Genomic DNA, 18234 nt, shown 5'->3' with positions numbered 1-18234 from the left:
GACTTAAGGTGCCGCCCGTGCGAGATCACGTGCGGATCGTGGTGCAGGGGAGGGGCCGGCGTTCGCGCCGGGCCGGTCTCGCGGGGGTGCTGTGGGCGGCCGGGGAACTGGCCGTCACCCTCGGCGTGGTGGTGTTGTTGCTCGTGGTGCACCAGGTGTGGTGGACCAACCGGCAGGCCCTCGCTGCGGCCCACGAACAGGTGACGGACCTGGAGGGTGAGTGGGCGGCCCTCGGACCGGAGGCGGAGGCGGAGGCGGAGCCGAGCGTGGGAGCCGGTGTCGACGCCACGCCCACGCCGGACCCCGACGCGGCGCCCGACGACGCACCGGCCGCGCCCGACGAGAGCCCCGCCGGCCGGTCTCCGGGCCCCGCGCGCAAGCCGCCGGTGCAGGAGGCGGCGTACGGGGTCCTGCGCATTCCCCGTCTCGGCGTCGTCGTGCCCGTCGCGCAAGGGGTGGACAAGCGGTCCGTGCTGGACAAGGGGTACGCCGGCCACTACGTCGGGACCGCGCAGCCCGGGGCGGAGGGCAACTTCGCGCTCGCGGGGCACCGGAACACGCACGGAGAACCCTTCCGCCACATCAACCGGCTGAGGACCGGGGACGAGCTGATCGTCGAGGTGAAGGGGAAGCGGTTCGTGTACGTCGTGGGCAAGACCTTGAGCGAGACGACCGAACGCGACACCGGGGTGATCGCGCCCGTCCCGCGCAGCATCGTCAAACCGGACTCCGGCTACGACGAGCCCGGCGCGTACATCACGCTCACCACGTGCACGCCCGAGTACACCTCCAAGTACCGGCTCGTGGTGTGGGGGACGCTCAAGCGTTGACGAGGGAGACGGGCGGCCCGGCGGGGAGGTGCCGGCACGTGATCCAGAGCCCTGCCCGTTGTCGGCGGGGGCGGCTAGGATCGGTCTCGAGTTCGACTTCGAGTTCGACTTCGCGTTCGCATTCGATGTGGACTCCTCGTCGTGGTTGAGCTGGAGTCGGAGCGGGTTCTGGAGCGGGAGGGGGCGGGTCACATGACAGGGCGCAGCAGTCTTCGTCCCGTGCGCTTCGTGCTGCCCGCCGCCGGGGGTTCCTCGCGTCTCGTCGCCCGGCTGCTGTCCGTGCTCGTGCCGCTCGTCCTGCTCGCCGGATTCCTCGGGCTGTTCGCCGGTGAGGGCGGGCTCGGAGCGGTCGTGGTCGCCCTGGCGGCCACCCTCGCCGTGGGGGCCTCGGCCATGGCCGCGCGGCTCGTCCGGCCCGTGCCGCCGCACCGAATACGCACCGCGATCCGTGATCGTGAACAGCGCACGGCGTTCCTGCCGCAGCGCGATCCCGACGCCTCGGGCCGGTCGCGGCCCAGGGCACCCGGCCGTCCGGTCCCGACGGCCGCGTAGGGGCGCGCAGCTCCTTCCGATCCTCACGGTTCTTCCCGGTCGCTGATCGTCAACCGCTGATCGCCGTTTCCGCAGATCCGGATCCGGATCCAGATCCACATCCACTGGTCTGACGATCCACCGGTCTGCTGCCCTTGGCGCTCTGCCGATCCCTAGAACCGCTGATCTCTGTTGTCGCCCCTCGCGGGTCGTCACGCCGAAAACGCATCTCTTTTCGACGTTCGACGAGACCCCTCGGAGGGCCCACGTGTCCGTATTCACTCATCTTGTCGCTCTGCTGGGACGGTTCCTGGAACCGGTGCTGGCCGAGTCCGCGACCGCTGCCGCGATCGTGCTGTTCACCGTGCTCGTGCGGCTCGCGCTGCACCCGCTGAGCCGGGCCGCCTTCCGCGGGGCGACCCCGGTGGCCGGCTGCCTGCCCGTGCTGCTGCAACTGCCGGTCTTCTTCGTGATGTACCGGGCGTTCTCCTCGGCGGAGATCGGCGGGGCCGCCAACGAGCTGCTCGGGCACCGGCTGTTCGCCGCGCCGCTGGGGGACCGGTGGGCGGACGCGCTCGGGGAGGGCGGCCTGTTCGGGGCGCGGGGGCTGGTGTTCATCGGGCTGTTCGCCGCCATCGCGGCGGTGGCCGCGTGGAGCGCGGTGCGCGGACGCAGGGCCGCGGCGCTGGCGGCCGTCGCCGCTGCGGAAACCGCCGCTGCCGCCGGGGCGAAGCCCGGTGGGAGTACGGCTGGTGCCGGTGGTGCTCGGGCTCGTGCCGGTGGCGGTGGTGGTGGCGGCGGTGCTGCTGGTCGGGCCCGTGCTGGTGCTGGTGTCCGTGATGGTGCGGGGGGCGGGGTGACTGCCGAGCAGCAGGAGGTCATGCGCAAGCTGGGCGGCGTACTGCCCCTTCTGTCCTTCGGGACGCTGATCACGGCTGCCGTGGTGCCGCTGGCGGCCGGGCTGTACCTGGTCACCACCACCGCCTGGTCCGTGGCCGAGCGGGCCTGGCTCCAGCACCGCAAGGAGCGGGCCGGGCGGGGGACTGCCGAGACTGCCGGAGCAGGGCGTTCCAGTCTGTGAACGGGGTCTTGCGGATTGGGTCGACATCTTGGAGGATCAGCCAATCCTCCGATGGCCGCAACCCATCGGCCGGCCCAGGGCATGCCCCTGGGCCGACCACCCACGACCACGGGAGAATGCCCATGAAGCTGCTGCGTGTAGGACCCGTCGGGTCGGAGCGCCCCGCGCTGCTCGACCAGGACGGGACCCTCCGGGACCTGTCCGGCCTGATCACGGATGTGGACGGCGCGCTGCTGGCCGACGACTCCGTGCTGTCCCGCGTACGGGACGCGGCCGGGTCCGGTGAGCTCCCGGTGCTGGACGCCGAGGGTCTGCGGATCGGGTCCGCCGTGGGCCGCATAGGCAAGGTCGTGGGCATCGGCCTGAACTACCACGGGCACGCTGCCGAGGTCGGCGCCGAGGCGCCGGCCGAGCCGATCCTGTTCCTCAAGGCCTCCGACACCGTGGTCGGTCCCGACGACACCGTGCTGATCCCGCGCGAGAGCGTCAAGACCGACTGGGAGGCCGAACTCGGCGTCGTCATCGGCGCCACCGCCCGCTACCTGGCCTCGGCCGAGGAGGGCCTCGCGCACGTCGGCGGCTACGTGCTGGTCAACGACGTGACCGAGCGCGCCTTCCAGACCGAGCGCGGCGGCACCTGGGACAAGGGCAAGAACTGCGAGACCTTCACCCCGCTCGGCCCCTGGCTGGTCACCGCGGACGAGGTACCGGACCCGCAGGCGCTGGACGTGAAGCTGTGGGTCAACGGGGAGCTCAAGCAGGACGGCCACACCTCGGACCAGATCTTCCCGGTCGGCGAGGTCGTCCGCTACGTCAGCCAGTTCATGACCCTGTACCCGGGCGACGTCCTCGTCACCGGCACCCCGGCCGGCGTGGCCGCCGGCCAGCCGGAGCCGAAGCCGTTCCTGCGGGCCGGTGACGTCGTGGAGCTGGAGATCGCGGGCCTCGGCCGTCAGCGCCAGGAGTTCAAGAGCGCCTAGTCGTCCCGGTGTGCGAGTGGACGCGAGGGGCGGTGCCGTGTCGACTACGGCACCGCCCTTTTCGTACCCGGCTCCCGGCCCCTCGGGCCTCGGCCTCCGGGCCTCGGCTTCCGGGCCTCGGTCAACAGGGCTCGGCTTCGCGGCTTCCGGGCCTCGGCTTCCGGCCCGGCCTCCCGCTTCCGCGCCCCGGCTTCCTTCCGCGCCCCGGCTTCCGGTCTCCGGCCCGCACCCGGTGCCGCGTGGCTCCCCGGTCGCTCGGTCGCGGATCGCCGGGTCGCCCGGTAGCCCGGTAGCCCGGTAGCCGGGTAGCCGGGTAGCCGGGTAGCCGGGTAGCCGGGTTGGCTGGTCGCCGGGTTGGCTGGTGTGCGGGCATCGGGCCGGGTCGGCGGGTCGGTTCGGTCAGCCGGTCGGTTCGGTGGGCCGGTCGGGCCGGGGGCGTCGGCCGTCGTCCTCAGGCGATCGTGACGGCCGCCCCGGCCAGCGAGGACTTGCGCGCCGCCTCCAGTACGTCGAGGCAGTGCGCCGCCTCGAGTGCCGTGACCGGGGCCGGGCCACCGCCGCGCAGCGCCGCGGCCACGGCCGCGTAGTACGCCGGGTAGTCGCCGGGGGCCGTCGGCACCTGCGTCCCGCCGCCGGTCAGCGGCGACTCCCCGGAGCCCAGCCGACCCCACAGGTGCTCGGGCTCCTCGCCCCACGTGCGGCCGGGGTCGCCGGGTCGCTGGCCTTCGCGCAGGGCGCCTTCCTGCGGGTCCAGGCCGTACTTGACGTAGCCCGCGCGGGAGCCGAGCACCCGGCACCGCGGCCCCAGCTGGGCCGTGGTCGCGCTCACGTACAGGTGCGAGCGGACCCCGCTCGCGTGCGTGAGCGCGATGAAGGTGTCGTCGTCGGCCTCCGCGCCCGGGCGGCGGACGTCGGCCTCCGCGTAGACCCGTACGGCAGGCCCGAACAGCACCAGCGCCTGGTCGACGACATGGCTGCCGAGGTCGTACAGCAGGCCGCCGATCTCCTCCGGGGCGCCGGACTCGCGCCAGCCGCCCTTGAGCTGCGGGCGCCAGCGCTCGAAGCGGGATTCGAAGCGCTGGATCTCGCCGAGCTCCCCGTCGGAGATGAGGCGGCGCAGGGTGAGGAAGTCGTTGTCCCAGCGGCGGTTCTGGAAGACGGAGAGGAAGGTCCCGGTCCGGTCCGCGAGCGCGGCCAGCTCGCGGGCCTCGGCGGCGGTCGCGGCGAGCGGCTTGTCCACGACGACCGGGATGCCGGCGGTGAGGGCGGCGGTGGCGAGCGGGACGTGCGTCTTGTTGGGGGAGGCGATGACGACGAGGTCGGGGGCCGGGCTCTGTTCGAGCAGCTCGGTGGCGGTGGCGGCGATCCGGACGTCCGGGTAGGCCTCCCGGGCCTGGGCGGCGCGGCCCGGGTCCGAGGTGACGACGGTGTCGAGGACGAGGCCGTCGGTCGCGGACACGAGCGGGGCGTGGAATACGGAACCAGCCAGTCCGTAGCCGACGAGTCCGACGCGGAGGGAGGGGGCGGAGGCGGTGTCGTTCATGGCGAACACTTTGGCAACAGTGTTGCCTAAGTGCAAGGAGGGTGGACAATGGGCAGGTGGACTGGGGTAATAGGGGCAATGTGAGCGGCGTGAATCTGCCGGTGCTGCGCGGGCACAACGACGCGCTGGTACTGGACCTGCTGCGCGGCGCCGACCTCGTCGGGCTCCCCGGCCTCGGGCGCGGTGATCTCGCCGACCGTACGGGGCTCACCCCGCAGGCCGTCAGCAAGATCACGGCGCGGCTGCGGGCGGACGGCCTGGTGGCCGACGCGGGACGCGAGGCGTCGACGGGCGGAAAGCCGCGCACGCTGCTGAGGCTGGTGCCGGAGGCGCGGTACGCGGTCGGAGTGCACCTGGATCGCGACGAGCTGACGGCGGTACGGGTGGACCTGGCCGGACGCGTCGTCGCCCGGGGGCGGGGTCCGCTGAGCTTCGGGGACGGTCCGGACGCGGCGGTGGAGGAGGTCGTACGGGCGGTCGCGCGGGTGTGGGACGGCGGCCCGGCCGGGCGGCCGCCGGTCCTGGGCGTCGGCGTGGCCGCGCCGGGTCCGCTGGACTGGCGGACCGGGGTGCTGGGGCGGGTGACGGGACATCCGGAATGGGAGGGGTTCCCGTTGCGGGAGGTACTGGAGGGGCGCCTCGGGCTCCCGGTGCTGGTGGACAAGGACACGAACGCGGGGGTCGCGGGCGCGGGCTTCGGCGGGGCGGGCTTCGGCGGGGCGGGCTCCGGTGGGAGGGCCTCGGGCGAGGGTGCATCCGGCGGGGCGGGCTTCGGCGCGGTCGGTTCCGGGCCGGTCGGTTCCGGGCCGGTCGGCGCCGGCGGGGTCGGCCTCGGTGGGAACGGGTCTGGTCGGGTTCATTCGAGTAGGTCGAGCTCCGGCGGGGTCGGCTCCCGTGGCGGCGTTGCGGGTGGCGGAGTTGCGGGTGGGGGCGGCGTGGGCGGCATCAGCTTTGGTGGGGATGGCTTCGGCCTGGCCGTGGCGTACGTACACGTCGGCACCGGCCTGGGCGCGGGGCTCCGGCTGGGCGTCGGCGGAGAGGTGTACCGGGGAAGGCGCTCCGCGGCGGGGGAGTTCGGACACCAGGTGCTGCGGCTGGACGGGCCGCAGTGCCGGTGCGGTGGACGCGGGTGCGCGGAGGTGCTGTGCCTGGAGGCGGTGGCGGAGGGCCGGTTGGAGGAAGCCGCGCGGATCGTGGGCGAGGCGGCGGCGAACCTGGTCGCGCTGCTCGATGTGGACCGGGTGTTGCTGGGGGGACGCGTGGTGGAGGCTGCGCCGGGCGTGTTCCTGGACGGCGTCCGTGCGGTGGTGGGGGAGAGGTCCCTGGCCTGGCCGCTGTCTGTGGCCGGTGGTGAGGGAGTGAGGGTCGACCTCGCGGAGGTCGGCGTCGCGGAGGGGGCGGCGGAGCTCGTCCTTGCGCCGGTGTTCGGGCGAGGGGTGGGCTGAGTACTGGGGCCCGGCGGCCCGGCGGCCCGGGGGCCCGGGGGCCCGGCGGTGCGGCGGCCTGGTGGTGCGGTGCGGCCCGGTGGTGCGGCCCGGTGGTGCGGCGGTCGGCGGTGCGGTGGTGGGCGTGCCGGGGTGGGTGTGGCAGCAGGGGTGTGGCGGGCTTCAGCTGCTGGTGAGCTCGGGTGGTGGCGGATTCCCGGGCCGGGACACGCGTGATCGTGTGGGCTCCCCGGCGCGGAAGGCGCGTGATCGTGGGTTTTCTTGGTTCGGAACGCGCGTGTTCGTGGGTGCCTGTCTGGGGCCTCTGGTTCATGCTGCTCGTCCGCGTCATCGGCGCCAGCTTCCGCGACGGCCGAGGGTCGGGCCCGTCACCACCCTCCTCACGCCCCGGTGATCCTTGGCTGTGGACACGGCGAACGGGGACGGGTTCGGCGTCGGCTGGTACTCGGAGGAACGCGCGCGAACGTGGGGCTGCCTGCCGCGGAATGAGCGTGACCGCGGGTTCTCCGGTCCGGGGCGCGTGATCGTGGGTTCGCTGGCTGGGAACGCGCGAACGCGCGTGACCGGGGATTCCCGGGTCCGGACGCGTGCGACCGTAGGTCCCCGGCTCCGGGTGTCAGGCGTCATTGAAGATGCCTATGAGTGCGGCAGTTTGGGCAGCTTGATGCCGGCATGATCGGTAGGCGTGCCTGCCGACGAACGGGTGGCCCGCAATCTCTCGTCGCCACATTCGCCGCCGGCAAGTCCCTCGTCGACGAAAGCCGCTCAGTCCGCCGTAACCCAAGTCCTCGACTGAACTTCCAGACCCTCACAACGCGATGTCGGCAGCGCCGGATACCTTGCATCCGACGAACACGGCACTGGAGGGGACATGCCACCTGCAGGAACAGCTCTCGCCGCCCTCATCGCGGCGATGTCGCCACGGGACGGCGCCGATGAGCAGGTGGACTGGGAGGCGATGCGACGGGCTTGGGGAGTCGGCTTCCCATCCGACTACGTCGCCTTCATGGCCACCTACGGAGCCGGAGGCATCGACGACGCGTTCAGCGTGCTCACTCCCGAAGCGGCCACGCAGCCAACCCACGGGCAGGAACTCGGGAGCATGTCGGGCGAGACGGCCACCATGCGGCAAATATGGGCGGACGAGGGAGGCCCAGACGGGGTTGATGCTGAACCTGAAGTCGTCATTGCATGGGGCGTGAGCTGCGGAGCCGACATCCTGGGTTGGCTGACGATCGACGACGACCCCGACAAGTGGCCGGTGATCGTCTGGGAACGGCACGGCTGGCCCCATTGGAAGATCTACGACGGTGGAATGGCGGAGTTCCTCCGTCGTCTGTTCGCCAAGGGCTTCGACGAGTGCCCACTCAGTGATGCCTCCCTTTGGGGGGAGCCCTCTCCGCACTTCGTTCACTGGCGCGAGGAACAACGACGCCGCGAGTCCGGCATCGATCCCTACACAGGCGAACCCGACCCATACTTCGGCATGGAGTTCGACTGATGACGTCCCGGCACCTTGCCGAGGGCCGAGGGCCGCGACGCCTTGCCGACAAGCGCCCCGCTGGGACCACCCCAGCGGGGCGATCCTGATTCGATCATCGGCACCCTCAGTGCCGGACCCGTCGGCATTTTCAGCGTCGCCCCACACTCCCGGGCGGGCGTGATCGTGATGGTTCTCGGGTCCGGGGCGCCTGTGACCGCGGGCTCCCCGGCCTGGAGACGCACGCGACCGCGGGCTCCTGGGCCCGGAAATGCCCGTGACCGCCATATGGGGGGAATCGCCGAGGACTCGGGCGTGGTGGTGGACACGGGGTCGCGGGCGCGTGGGAGGGTGCGGGCGAGGCCGGGGTGATTGTCACCTCGTCCGACTATCGTCCTGTCCGTCGGCGAGTAGTGAAGGTCTTCCATGCGACTGCGCAAAGCCCTTGCCCTCTCCGCCGTTCTCGCTGCCGTCGCCGCCCCCACCGCGGCCGCGGACGTCGGCGCCGGCGGCGGGGCCCGCCCGGCCCCCGCGCTGCCCTCCCGCGTGGAGGCCATCTGCGGCGACGGGAAGAGCCCCCAGTTCCCCATCGGCGCGCGGATCCGCGGCGGCCCGGCCGTGTACCGCGCCGGCGGAGCCCCGCAGACCTGGTACCTCGACCTCACCAACACCACCCCCACCGAGTGCACCGCCATCCACCCCGTCGTCGTGTTCACCGACACGGCCCGCGCCCTGCGCCCGTCGCACATCCGGATGGAGTTCGACGCCAAGGCCGGCACCTTCCCCGCCAGCCTCGAGCACACCGACCGGGACGAGGTCATCGCCGTCTTCGACGGCGGCGACGCCTTCGCCGGCTTCACCGTCGGCCCCGGCGGATCCCTGACCGTCACCGTCCGCCTCGCATTCGCCGCCGACACCCCGCACGGAGAGGTCGTCGCCGACGCCGCCCTCGTCCAGCGCAAGGGCGACGACGGCGACTGGATCGGCGAGGCCGGCGGCTACCGCTTCGACATCCAGGGGCCCGACGACGCCGACACCGGCACCGAGACCGGCACCGGCGAGGCGGGGGCGCTGGCCCACACCGGTCGCGGCCGCGAGGCCTGGGTGTACGGGGCCGGCGCCGGGACCGCCCTGGCCGTCGGAGGAGGGCTCGTCCTCGGAGCCCGCCGCCTGCGCGCCACTCCCTCCGCCTGAACGGAGCCGAGCGCGGGAGGTCAGTCCGTCCCGGCCGACCTGCCCTGAAAATCCGTCCCCGCCTCCCGTCCCCGCCTCGCCTCTTCCCGCCGAGCTGCGCCGGGTGCGATCTCGCCCGGCTGGTCCGGTTCCTCGGCTCCGCTGCCGGTCCTCGCCCCGCCGACCTGCCCCGGTCCTCGCCCCGCCGACCTGCCCCGGTCCGTCCTCCGCCCTGCCGGTCCGCCCCCGCCGCCCGGTCCGCGGCGAGTCGGCCCGGGCGCGGCGAGTCACCCGTCGCCGTCGGCCGCCCGATCACCGTGGGCCTCCCGGCCACCGTCGGCCGCCCGATCACCGTGGGCCTCCCGGCCACCGTGGGCCTCCCGGCCACCGTGGGCCGCCCGATCACCGTGGGCCTCCCGGCCACCGTGGGCCTCCCGGCCACCGTCAGCCGCCCCGGCCACCGCCAGTCACCCCGTCGCCGTGCTCGGAGCGCCGCCGCGTGGTCCACGTAGAGTCCGAGGGTGGAAGAACCGAGCCAGTACGCGCACCACCAGCCCGGCCTGCCCGTCCGGTCCGGGATTCCGGAGCACGGCCGCATCCCCAAGTACTACGCCGTCAAGGCCCGCATCGCCGGGCTGCTCGACGAGCTCGGCGAGGGCGGGCCGCTGCCCACCGAGCGGGACCTCGCCGAGCGGTACGAGGTCTCCCGCGAGACCGTCCGCCAGGCCCTGCGCGAGCTGCTGCTCGAGGGCCGGCTGCGTCGCTCCGGCCGCGGGACCGTCGTCGCCGGGCCCAAGCTCGAGCAGCCGCTGTCGCTGGCGAGCTATACCGAGGGCGTACGCCGCCAGGGACGTACGCCCGGCCGGCACCTCATCGGCCTGGAGCGGTTCCCCTGCCCGGCCGACGTGGCGACGGGCATCGGCGCCGAACCGGGTGAGCCCGTCTGGCACCTGGAACGGGTGCTGCTCGCCGACGAGGAACGGGTCGGGCTGGAGAGCACGTACATCCGCGTCGCCCGCGCACCGCGCCTCGACATCGATTTCCAGCCGGACTCCTCCTTCTACGGCTACCTCCGCGACAGCCTCGGCATCTCCTTCGGCGAGGCCGACGAGAAGCTGGAAACGGTCCTCGCGACCCCCCGCGAGGCCCTCTTGATCGGCACGCCGCCCGCACTCCCGATGCTGCTCATCCACCGTTTCTCGCGGGACCGGGACGGCCGGCCGCTGGAGCGGGTGCGTTCGCTCTACCGTGGCGACCGGTTCAGCTTCACCACCCGCCTCCGTCCGTCCACGACCGAATGAACCAGCACTGAAGCGCATCAACCGGGCATCAATCGGGCGGCGCGTGATCACGGAATCATAACGGGTCTAGTCCAAGCGTCGGGGGCTGTTCACCGGTCCGTCGCCCGCGCGATCCTCCCGGGTCACGGGCCGCCACCACCGTGGTGCACGTGAGAGTCATAGTCGTCGGAGGCGGCGTGGTCGGCACCATGCACGCCTGGCAAGCAGTCGAACGCGGCCACGAGGTCGTCCAGATCGAGCGTGAGGCCGAGGCCCGCGGCGCGTCACTGCGCAATTTCGGCCAGATCTGGGTCAGCGGACGGGCCGGGGGCGAGGAGCTCGACACCGCCCTGCGGGCCCGCCAGCTCTGGGAGGAGATCGGTGAACGGGTGCCCGGCCTGGGCTTCCGGGCCATCGGATCCCTCACTCCGGTACGCAATGCCCGCGAGTACGCCGTCGCCGAGGCGGCCGTCGCGCGCCCCGACGCCGCCGCCCGCGGCTACGCGCTGGTCACCGCCGACGAGGCCCGGCAGATCAACCCGGCCCTGCGCGGCGCCTTCCGGGCCGCCCTGTGGTGCGAGCGCGACGCGGCCGTCGAGCCGCGCACCGCCCAACTGCACCTGCGGGAGGCCCTCGAGGCCTCCGGCCGCTACACCTTCCTTCCCGGCCGCGAAGTCCGCGAGGTCACCGGCTCCGGCTCCGGCTCCGGCTCCCGCTCCCGCCTCGGACCCGCCGCCGTCCGCGACGACCACGGGGACGTCCACCAGGGCGACGCCGTCGTCCTCGCCACCGGTGCCTCGCTGTCCGGTCTCGTCCGTGAGCTGGTCCCCGACCTGCCGGTGCGCCGCGTCCGGTTGCAGATGATGCAGACCGCCCCGCTCGGCGAGGCCCTGACGACCTCGGTCGCCGACGCCGACAGCTTCCGCTACTACCCCGCCTACCGGAGCGGCGCCCTCGACGAACTCAACGCCGAGCAGGTCCAGGCTCCGGTCGCCGCCGCGCACAAGATGCAACTGCTGATGGTCCAGCGCCGGGACGGCGGACTGACCATCGGCGACACGCACGAGTACGAGCACCCCTTCGCGTTCGACACCCTCGAAGACCCCTACGAGCACCTCGCCGAGGTCATCGAGTCCTTCCTGGGCCGCCCGCTGCCGAAGATCAGGCACCGGTGGGCGGGCGTGTACGCGCAGTGCACCGACACCACCCGCGTCGTCCACCGCCAGCAGGTGAGCGACGGCGTCTGGCTGGTGACCGGACCCGGTGGCCGGGGCATGACCTGCTCGCCCGCCATAGCCGAGACCACCGCCAACGAACTGGGCTGGTAAGCACGATGACCGAGAACACCTCCCACACCCCCCACACGCCCCGTACCCCTTACCTGCCCGACACCCCACTCACGCCCCACACCCCCGCCGCCCCCGGCAAGCTGGTCGTCCTCGACATGGCCGGCACCACCGTCGCCGACGGCGGCCTCGTCGAGCGCGCCTTCGAGCGTGCCGCCGAACGCCTCGGGGTCGAGCCGGGCAGCGCCGACCACGGCGCGAAGCTCCAGTACGTCCGCGACACCATGGGGGAGTCGAAGATCTCCGTCTTCCGCCACCTCTTCGGCGCCGAGGACCTCGCGCAGCGCGCCAACTCCGCCTTCGAGGAGGCCTACGGAGAGCTCGTCGACGGCGGCCTCGTCGCGCCGGTCCCCGGCGCCCGCGAGGCCATCGAGGAGCTCCGCGCGCAGGGCCGTACCGTCGTCCTGACCACCGGATTCGCCCGCGCCACCCAGGACGCCATCCTCGACGCCCTCGGCTGGCGGGGCCTGGCCGACCTCACCCTGTGCCCCGCCGACGCGGGCGGCCGCGGCCGCCCGCACCCGGACATGGTGCTGACCGCCTTCCTGCGCACCCAAGCCGCTGCCGACGTACGCGAGACCGTGGTCGCCGGCGACACGGCGTACGACATGCTCAGCGGCGTCCGCTCCGGAGCCGGCATCGTGGCGGGCGCCCTCACCGGCGCCCACGACCGCGAGGCCCTGCGCTCCCACGGAGCCACCCACGTCCTCGGCTCCGTCGCCGAACTCCCCGCCCTACTGGGCCGGCAGGACCACCCGCAGCGCCCGCACCGGACCCCGCACGAGCAGGAGCCCCGCGCGTGAGCGGCATCCGCTTCGACTCCGTCTCCGTCGCCTACGGCGGCACCACCGTCCTGGACCGGCTCGACCTGACCGTCGAGCCCGGCGAGGTCATGGCACTGCTCGGCCCCTCCGGATCCGGCAAGACCACCGCGCTGCGGGCCGTCGCCGGCTTCGTCCGGCCCCTGTCGGGCCGGGTGCTGATCGGGGGCCGGGACGTCACCGCGCTCCCACCCCACAAGCGCGGCATCGGCATGGTCGTCCAGCAGTACGCGCTCTTCCCGCACATGCGCGTCGCGGACAACGTCGCCTTCGGTCTCAAGGCGCAGCGGGCGCAGCGGGCGCAGCAGGTGCCCAAGGTGCCCAAGGTGCCCAAGGCCGAGATCCCCGGCCGGGTCGCCGAGGCCCTGGAGATGACCGGGATGGCGGCCTACGCCCGCCGCTACCCGCGCGAGCTGTCCGGCGGACAGCAGCAGCGCGTGGCCATCGCCCGCGCGCTCGCCATCCGCCCCGGGGTGCTGCTGCTGGACGAGCCGCTGTCCGCGCTCGACGCGCAGCTGCGTTCCGGGATGCTCTCCGAACTGGCCCGGCTGCACCGCGAACTGCCCGACGTGTCGATCCTCTACGTCACCCACGACCAGGTCGAGGCGCTCACCCTGGCCGACCGGATCGCCGTCATGGACCGGGCCCGCCTCCAGGACTGCGGCACACCGCAGGAGCTGTACCGGGCCCCGCGCACCGAGTTCACCGCCTCCTTCGTCGGCAACGCCAACCTGTTGCCCGTCACCGTGGCCGCCGAAGGAGCGCTCTTCGCCGGTCACCGCCTCGCGCTCGACCCGGGCGGCGCGGCCGTCGGCGCGGCTGCGACCCTGTGCGTGCGACCGCACCTGCTCGGCCTCGGCGCCGGCCCCAACGCGCTCAGCGGGACGATCACCGAGGTCCAGTGGCGCGGCTCGACCCACCGGCTCCACGTCGACGTCGAGGGCCACCGCGTCACGGCGGACCTGCACGAACTGCGCGAGACCCCGGCCCTGGGCGACCGCGTCACCCTGCACTTCGCGCCGCGCGACGCGGTCCTGCTGTCCGCAGCGGTGTCCGATGGCTGAGGCCACGGACCGCCGCCCACCCCCGCGGGCGGCCGGAGCGCGCCCTGACCCCGAAGCTCCGGCACTGCCCCACCAGCCGGTACGAAGCCCTGCACCGGGCCGGCAAGGCCCCCCGGCCGAAGCCCCGGGCGGCTTCGCGGCGCAGGCCGCACGGGCGCCCCGTACCGTGCCCGGCCACCTCTGGGCGGTTCCTCCCGTGGCCGTGCTCGCCGCGTTCTTCCTCTACCCCCTCGCGCTGGTCGTCCAGCAGTCCCTCAGCCCCGAGGACGGCGGCGGCGCCTTCGACGCCTACGCCTCCGTGTTCGCCTCGCACTCCTTCCGCGAAGCCCTCGGCACCACGGTGTGGCTGGCCGTCGGCGCCACCGCCGGCTGTCTCGTCCTCGGTTTCGCGCTCGCGCTCGTCATCGCCTTCGTCCCGTTCCCCGGGGCGCGCGCCGTCGCCAAGTTCATCGACGTCTTCCTCTCCTTCCCCTCCTTCCTCATCACCCTCGCCCTCCTCTTCCTCTACGGCACGGTCGGCATGGCCAACGGCCTGTGGACCGACGTCTTCGGCGCGGCCGACGGACCGTTCCGCTTCCTGGCCACCCCGTGGGGCGTCCTCCTCGCGGAGATCACCTACTTCACGCCCTTCGTGATGCGCCCGCTGCTGGCCTCCTTCTCCCAACTGGACACCGCCCAGCTGGAAGTGGCTTCCTCGCTCGGCGCGAGACCCGCCCGCATCGTCCGGCGGGTGATCCTCCCCGACTCCCTGCCGGCCCTCGCGGCCGGCGGCAGCCTCGTCCTCGTCATGTGCCTCAACGAGTTCGGGATCGTCCTGTTCACCGGAGCCAAGGGCGTCACCACGCTCCCGACGCTCGTCTACGGCAAGGCGGTCCTCGAATCCGACTACGCGGCCGCCTGCGTGGTCGCCGTCGTCAACATCGTGATCTCCGTCGGCCTGTTCGGCCTCTACCGGGTGGTGAGCAAGCGTGCTGGTGCATAGCAGGACCGGCCGGTGGGCCGCCTGGTGCCTCTTCGGCCTCCTCTTCCTGCCCCTCTTCGCCCTGCCGCTCCTCGTCGTCGTGGCCGCGTCCTTCTCCACCCACTGGTCCGGGGCGTTCCCCTCGGGCCCGACCACCGAGAACTACGCCGCCGCGGTGCGGGGCGAATCCCTCCGGGCGCTGACGACCTCGCTGGTCACCGCCCTGGCCGCCAGCCTGCTCGCGCTCACCGTCGGCACCTGGGCCGCGCTCGCCGCGGCGCGGCTGGGCCGGCGCGCCAAGCGCGCCCTGGACGCGCTGTTCGTGCTGCCGGTCGCCGTGCCGTCCGTGGTCGTCGGCCTCGCCGTGCTCGTCGCCTTCAGCAAGCCGCCGCTGCTCCTGAACGGCACCGGCTCGATCGTGATCCTGGCGCACACGATCCTCGTCACCGCGTTCGCCCACCAGTCGGTCGCGGCTGCCCTGGAGCGTCTCGATCCCGCCTACGAGCAGGCGGCGGCCTCCCTGGGCGCCCGCCCCGCGTACGTGCTGTGGCGGGTCAGGCTCCCGCTCCTGCTGCCGTCCCTCACCGCGGCCGCCGGGCTCTGCTTCGCCCTGTCCATGGGAGAGCTGAGCGCCACGATGATGCTCTACCCGCCGGACTGGATGCCCCTGCCGGTCCGTGTCTTCACCGCCACCGACCGCGGTTCGCTCTTCAGCGGCTCCGCCGTCGCCGTGGTCCTCATGGCCACCACCCTGCTGGTCCTGCTGGCCGTCTCGCGCGTCCGCACCAGGGCCGCGTACCGCTAGTGCCGTGACCGCACCGGCCCCTCTGCCGCCTCCCCCGCACGTCCGCAACGCCCCGCCGACCCCCTTTCCCGGTAAGGAAGTTCCATGCCCCGCATCACGTACCTGCGTGTCACCGTCGCCGTCACCGGCAGCCTCGCACTGGCCGTCGGCCTCACCGCCTGCGGCGGGTCCGCCGCCGTCGGCTCCCAGGGTGGCGCGGAGAGTACCGTCACCGTCTACAGCGCCGACGGCCTCAAGGGCGACAAGGGCGACGGCTGGTACGACAAGGTCTTCGCCGACTTCACGAAGAAGACCGGCATCCAGGTCCGGTACGTCGAGGGCGGCTCGGGCGAGATGGTCCAGCGCGCCGTCCGCGAGAAGACCAACACGCAGGCCGACGTACTGATCACGCTGCCTCCCTTCATCCAGCAGGCCGACGGCAAGGGCCTCCTCCAGGCGTACACGCCGCAGGGCGCCGACAAGGTCAACGGTGCGAACAAGTCCTCCGACGGCAAGTGGACCTCGGTCGTCAACAACTACTTCGGTTTCGTCTACAACAAGAAGGAGCTGCCCGAGGCCCCCAAGACCTGGGAGGAGCTGCTGGACGCCACGTACAAGGGAAAGGTCCAGTACTCCACCCCGGGAGTGGCCGGCGACGGCACCGCCGTGCTCGTCAAGTCGATGCACGACTTCGGCGGCGAGGGACCGGCGATGGAGTACCTGAAGAAGCTCCAGGCCAACAACGTCGGCCCGTCCTCCTCCACCAGCAAGCTCGCCCCCAAGACCGACAAGGGCGAGCTGCTCGTCGCCAACGGCGACGTCCAGATGAACTTCGCGCAGTCCCGGTCCATGCCGAACCTGGGCATCTGGTTTCCCGCCAAAGCCGGCGGCAAGCCCACCACGTTCTCCCTCCCGTACGCGGCGGGCCTGCTCGACAAGGCCCCGCACGCCGAGAACGGCAGGAAGCTCCTCGACCACCTGCTCGGCGAGGACGCCCAGAAGCTGGTCAGCGGGGTCGGCGGCGGCTTCCCGGCGCGCACGGACGTCCGGCCCACCGACGCCAACGACGTCGAACTCACCCGGCTCATGACCGGAGTCGAGGTCTTCGAGCCGGACTGGGCCGACATCGACAAGAACCTCACCGGCTACGTCGACGCGTGGAAGTCGGCCACCGGAAGCTGACCGGCAGCCTCCCGGCCACCCGCGAGGGGAACAGTGACCCCGAGATAACGGGTCTGGACCGAACCCTCGCCTCCGGTCCGGACCCGCGGCACGCCCGCACGCCCGTACGCCCGCACGTCCGTACGCCCGTACGCCCGCACACGCCCTGCGCCCCTCTCCACGACCACTCCCGGAGGAGTACGTGCCCACTGTCCTGTCCGGACGGACCCTCGCCGTGGCGGCCACCGCCACCGCCCTGCTCGCCACCGGCCTCGGTGCTCACGCCGCGACGGCCGAAGAAGCCGCCGCGGTCACGAACAAGGTGCTCGTCATCGGTATCGACGGCACGGTCCTGGACCGCGTCAAGGCCGCCGACGCCCCGCACCTGAACGGCCTGATGGCCCAGGGCCTGACCGCCCGCAGCACCCTGTACGCGAACCCGATGGCCGCCACCTCCTCGGGCCCCGGCTGGTCCACCATCGCCACCGGCGTCTGGCCCGACAAGCACGGGGTGAAGGACAACTCCTTCACCGGCAAGAACTACACGGCCTACCCGGACTTCCTCACCCGCATCGAGAACGCCAAACCGGCGCTCCACACGTACGCGGCCGCCGACTGGGAGCCGGTCACCTCCACCGACCAGAACGGCCCGGTCTTCTCCTCCAAGGTCGACAAGAGGCTCAACCTCAAGGGTGACCGCGACGGTTACGGCAGCGAGGACCCGAAGATCGCCGCGGCCGCCTCGGCGGAACTGCGCGACCAGGACCCCGACGCGGCCTTCGTCTACCTCGGCGAGATCGACCACGCGGGCCACTCCTCCGGCGCCGCGAGCCAGGAGTACCTGAACGCCATCGCCCGCGTGGACACGCTGGTCGGCCAGCTCCTGACCGCGGTCCGGTCGCGGCCCACCTACGGCCAGGAGAACTGGAAGATCCTGGTCACCACCGACCACGGACACACCGACGCGGGCGGTCACGGCGGCTCCGGCATCCAGGAGCGCGGCACCTTCGTCATCGCCAAGGGCGCCGGGATCCCCGCCGGTTCGGTACGCAGCGACGTCAAGCTCGTCGACGTCGCGGCGACCGCGCTCGCCCAGGTCGGGGTCCCGGCCGGCTCCGACGTCGACGGCATCCCGCTGGATGCCCCGGACGACGGCGACGCCTTCGACACCCTGCGCCCGGGCCTGCGGGCGCGCGCGGACGAGACGGGCATCCCGGCCGCCACCAAGGGGTTCACGCACACCCCGCCGGCCGGCTGGTCGGTCGACAACTCCAGGATGGGCACCGGCGGTGTCGCCGAGTGGGCGGGCTGGGCCTTCGCGACCGACGAGTTCTGGAGCCAGTCGCAGCGCGACCAGTGGCGCGAGCTGAACGTCCGCTCCCGCGACGTGTTCGCCGTCGCCGACTCCGACGAGTGGGACGACAAGAGCCACACCGGCTCCTACGACTCCACCCTGGTCACCCCCAAGTGGGCGGTCACCGCGGGCACCACGAAGAACCTGACCTTCCAGACGCACTACCGCCACGAGGCCGGTCAGAGCGCCCAGGTCCTGGTCTCCTACAACGGCGGTACGCCGACGGTCGCCAAGAGCTACACCGCCGACGCCGTCGCCCGGTCCGAGTCGATCGCGCTCCAGGTTCCGGCCGGCGCCACCGACGTCCAGGTCCGCTTCCGCTACAGCGGCGCCAACAACTGGTACTGGACCGTCGACAACGTCCGACTGGGCTGACCCGAGCCCTCCCGTCCGGGCCGTG

General features: G+C 72.9%; 16 protein-coding genes. 15 read left to right on the top strand and 1 reads right to left on the bottom strand.

Annotated elements, in window-relative coordinates:
• Window positions 1–17: 17 nt before the first annotated feature.
• The 4 genes from ABZY44_RS09270 to ABZY44_RS09255 all read left to right on the top strand — a co-directional run bounded on the left by ABZY44_RS09270 (window position 18) and on the right by ABZY44_RS09255 (window position 3422).
• Window positions 18–830 carry a class E sortase gene (locus tag ABZY44_RS09270; protein ID WP_356651575.1) on the top strand — a complete coding sequence of 271 codons (813 nt, stop codon included), beginning with the start codon at window positions 18–20 and terminating at the stop codon, window positions 828–830.
• Window positions 831–1022: 192 nt separating this feature from the next.
• Window positions 1023–1382: a DUF6412 domain-containing protein gene (locus ABZY44_RS09265; protein WP_356651573.1), complete on the top strand. Its 360-nt coding sequence runs from the start codon at window positions 1023–1025 to the stop codon at window positions 1380–1382.
• Window positions 1383–1629: 247 nt separating this feature from the next.
• On the top strand, window positions 1630–2442 hold the full coding sequence (locus tag ABZY44_RS09260; protein ID WP_356651571.1) for a YidC/Oxa1 family membrane protein insertase: 813 nt from the start codon (window positions 1630–1632) through the stop codon (window positions 2440–2442).
• 122 nt (window positions 2443–2564) lie between these two features.
• Window positions 2565–3422 (top strand): fumarylacetoacetate hydrolase family protein, encoded by an 858-nt coding sequence (locus ABZY44_RS09255; protein WP_356651569.1) that lies wholly within the window; start codon window positions 2565–2567, stop codon window positions 3420–3422.
• Between the two features lie 451 nt (window positions 3423–3873).
• On the opposite strand, the gene ABZY44_RS09250 is transcribed toward ABZY44_RS09255, so the two are convergent.
• The gene (locus ABZY44_RS09250; RefSeq protein WP_356651567.1) at window positions 3874–4965 is read right to left on the bottom strand and encodes a Gfo/Idh/MocA family oxidoreductase; all 1092 of its coding nucleotides are present in this window, start codon (window positions 4963–4965) and stop codon (window positions 3874–3876) included.
• A gap of 41 nt (window positions 4966–5006) precedes the next feature.
• Here ABZY44_RS09250 and ABZY44_RS09245 point away from each other — a divergent pair, with 41 nt between their 5' ends.
• The 11 genes from ABZY44_RS09245 to ABZY44_RS09195 all read left to right on the top strand — a co-directional run bounded on the left by ABZY44_RS09245 (window position 5007) and on the right by ABZY44_RS09195 (window position 18209).
• A complete protein-coding gene (locus tag ABZY44_RS09245; protein ID WP_356651565.1) occupies window positions 5007–6410 on the top strand; it encodes an ROK family transcriptional regulator in 1404 nt (467 codons plus the stop codon).
• Window positions 6411–7281: 871 nt separating this feature from the next.
• A complete protein-coding gene (locus ABZY44_RS09240; RefSeq protein WP_356651563.1) occupies window positions 7282–7911 on the top strand; it encodes an SMI1/KNR4 family protein in 630 nt (209 codons plus the stop codon).
• Between the two features lie 405 nt (window positions 7912–8316).
• On the top strand, window positions 8317–9084 hold the full coding sequence (locus ABZY44_RS09235; RefSeq protein WP_356651561.1) for a hypothetical protein: 768 nt from the start codon (window positions 8317–8319) through the stop codon (window positions 9082–9084).
• A gap of 500 nt (window positions 9085–9584) precedes the next feature.
• Window positions 9585–10364 (top strand): GntR family transcriptional regulator, encoded by a 780-nt coding sequence (locus ABZY44_RS09230; protein ID WP_356651559.1) that lies wholly within the window; start codon window positions 9585–9587, stop codon window positions 10362–10364.
• Between the two features lie 149 nt (window positions 10365–10513).
• Entirely contained in the window at window positions 10514–11671 is a 1158-nt protein-coding gene (locus tag ABZY44_RS09225) for a TIGR03364 family FAD-dependent oxidoreductase (protein ID WP_356651557.1), read from the top strand.
• A 5-nt stretch (window positions 11672–11676) separates the two neighbouring features.
• The gene (locus ABZY44_RS09220; protein WP_356651555.1) at window positions 11677–12492 is read left to right on the top strand and encodes a phosphonatase-like hydrolase; all 816 of its coding nucleotides are present in this window, start codon (window positions 11677–11679) and stop codon (window positions 12490–12492) included.
• On the top strand, window positions 12489–13574 hold the full coding sequence (locus ABZY44_RS09215; RefSeq protein ID WP_356651553.1) for an ABC transporter ATP-binding protein: 1086 nt from the start codon (window positions 12489–12491) through the stop codon (window positions 13572–13574). The genes ABZY44_RS09220 and ABZY44_RS09215 overlap by 4 nt, the downstream gene beginning before the upstream one ends.
• Window positions 13575–13638: 64 nt before the next feature.
• Complete coding sequence (locus ABZY44_RS09210; protein WP_356651657.1) at window positions 13639–14556, top strand: 2-aminoethylphosphonate ABC transporter permease subunit; 918 nt, start codon at window positions 13639–13641, stop codon at window positions 14554–14556.
• Window positions 14543–15340: an ABC transporter permease subunit gene (locus tag ABZY44_RS09205; RefSeq protein WP_356651551.1), complete on the top strand. Its 798-nt coding sequence runs from the start codon at window positions 14543–14545 to the stop codon at window positions 15338–15340. Before ABZY44_RS09210 ends, ABZY44_RS09205 begins: the two co-directional genes overlap by 14 nt.
• Window positions 15341–15424: 84 nt before the next feature.
• Window positions 15425–16501, top strand: coding sequence for a 2-aminoethylphosphonate ABC transporter substrate-binding protein (locus ABZY44_RS09200; protein WP_356651549.1), 1077 nt, complete (start codon window positions 15425–15427; stop codon window positions 16499–16501).
• 181 nt (window positions 16502–16682) lie between these two features.
• The gene (locus tag ABZY44_RS09195) at window positions 16683–18209 is read left to right on the top strand and encodes an alkaline phosphatase family protein (RefSeq protein WP_356651547.1); all 1527 of its coding nucleotides are present in this window, start codon (window positions 16683–16685) and stop codon (window positions 18207–18209) included.
• Window positions 18210–18234 lie beyond the last annotated feature (25 nt).

It is taken from the genome of Streptomyces sp. NPDC006544, from assembly GCF_040611715.1.
GTDB lineage: Bacteria > Actinomycetota > Actinomycetes > Streptomycetales > Streptomycetaceae > Streptomyces.
This window is presented reverse-complemented; position numbering and strand designations above follow the sequence as displayed.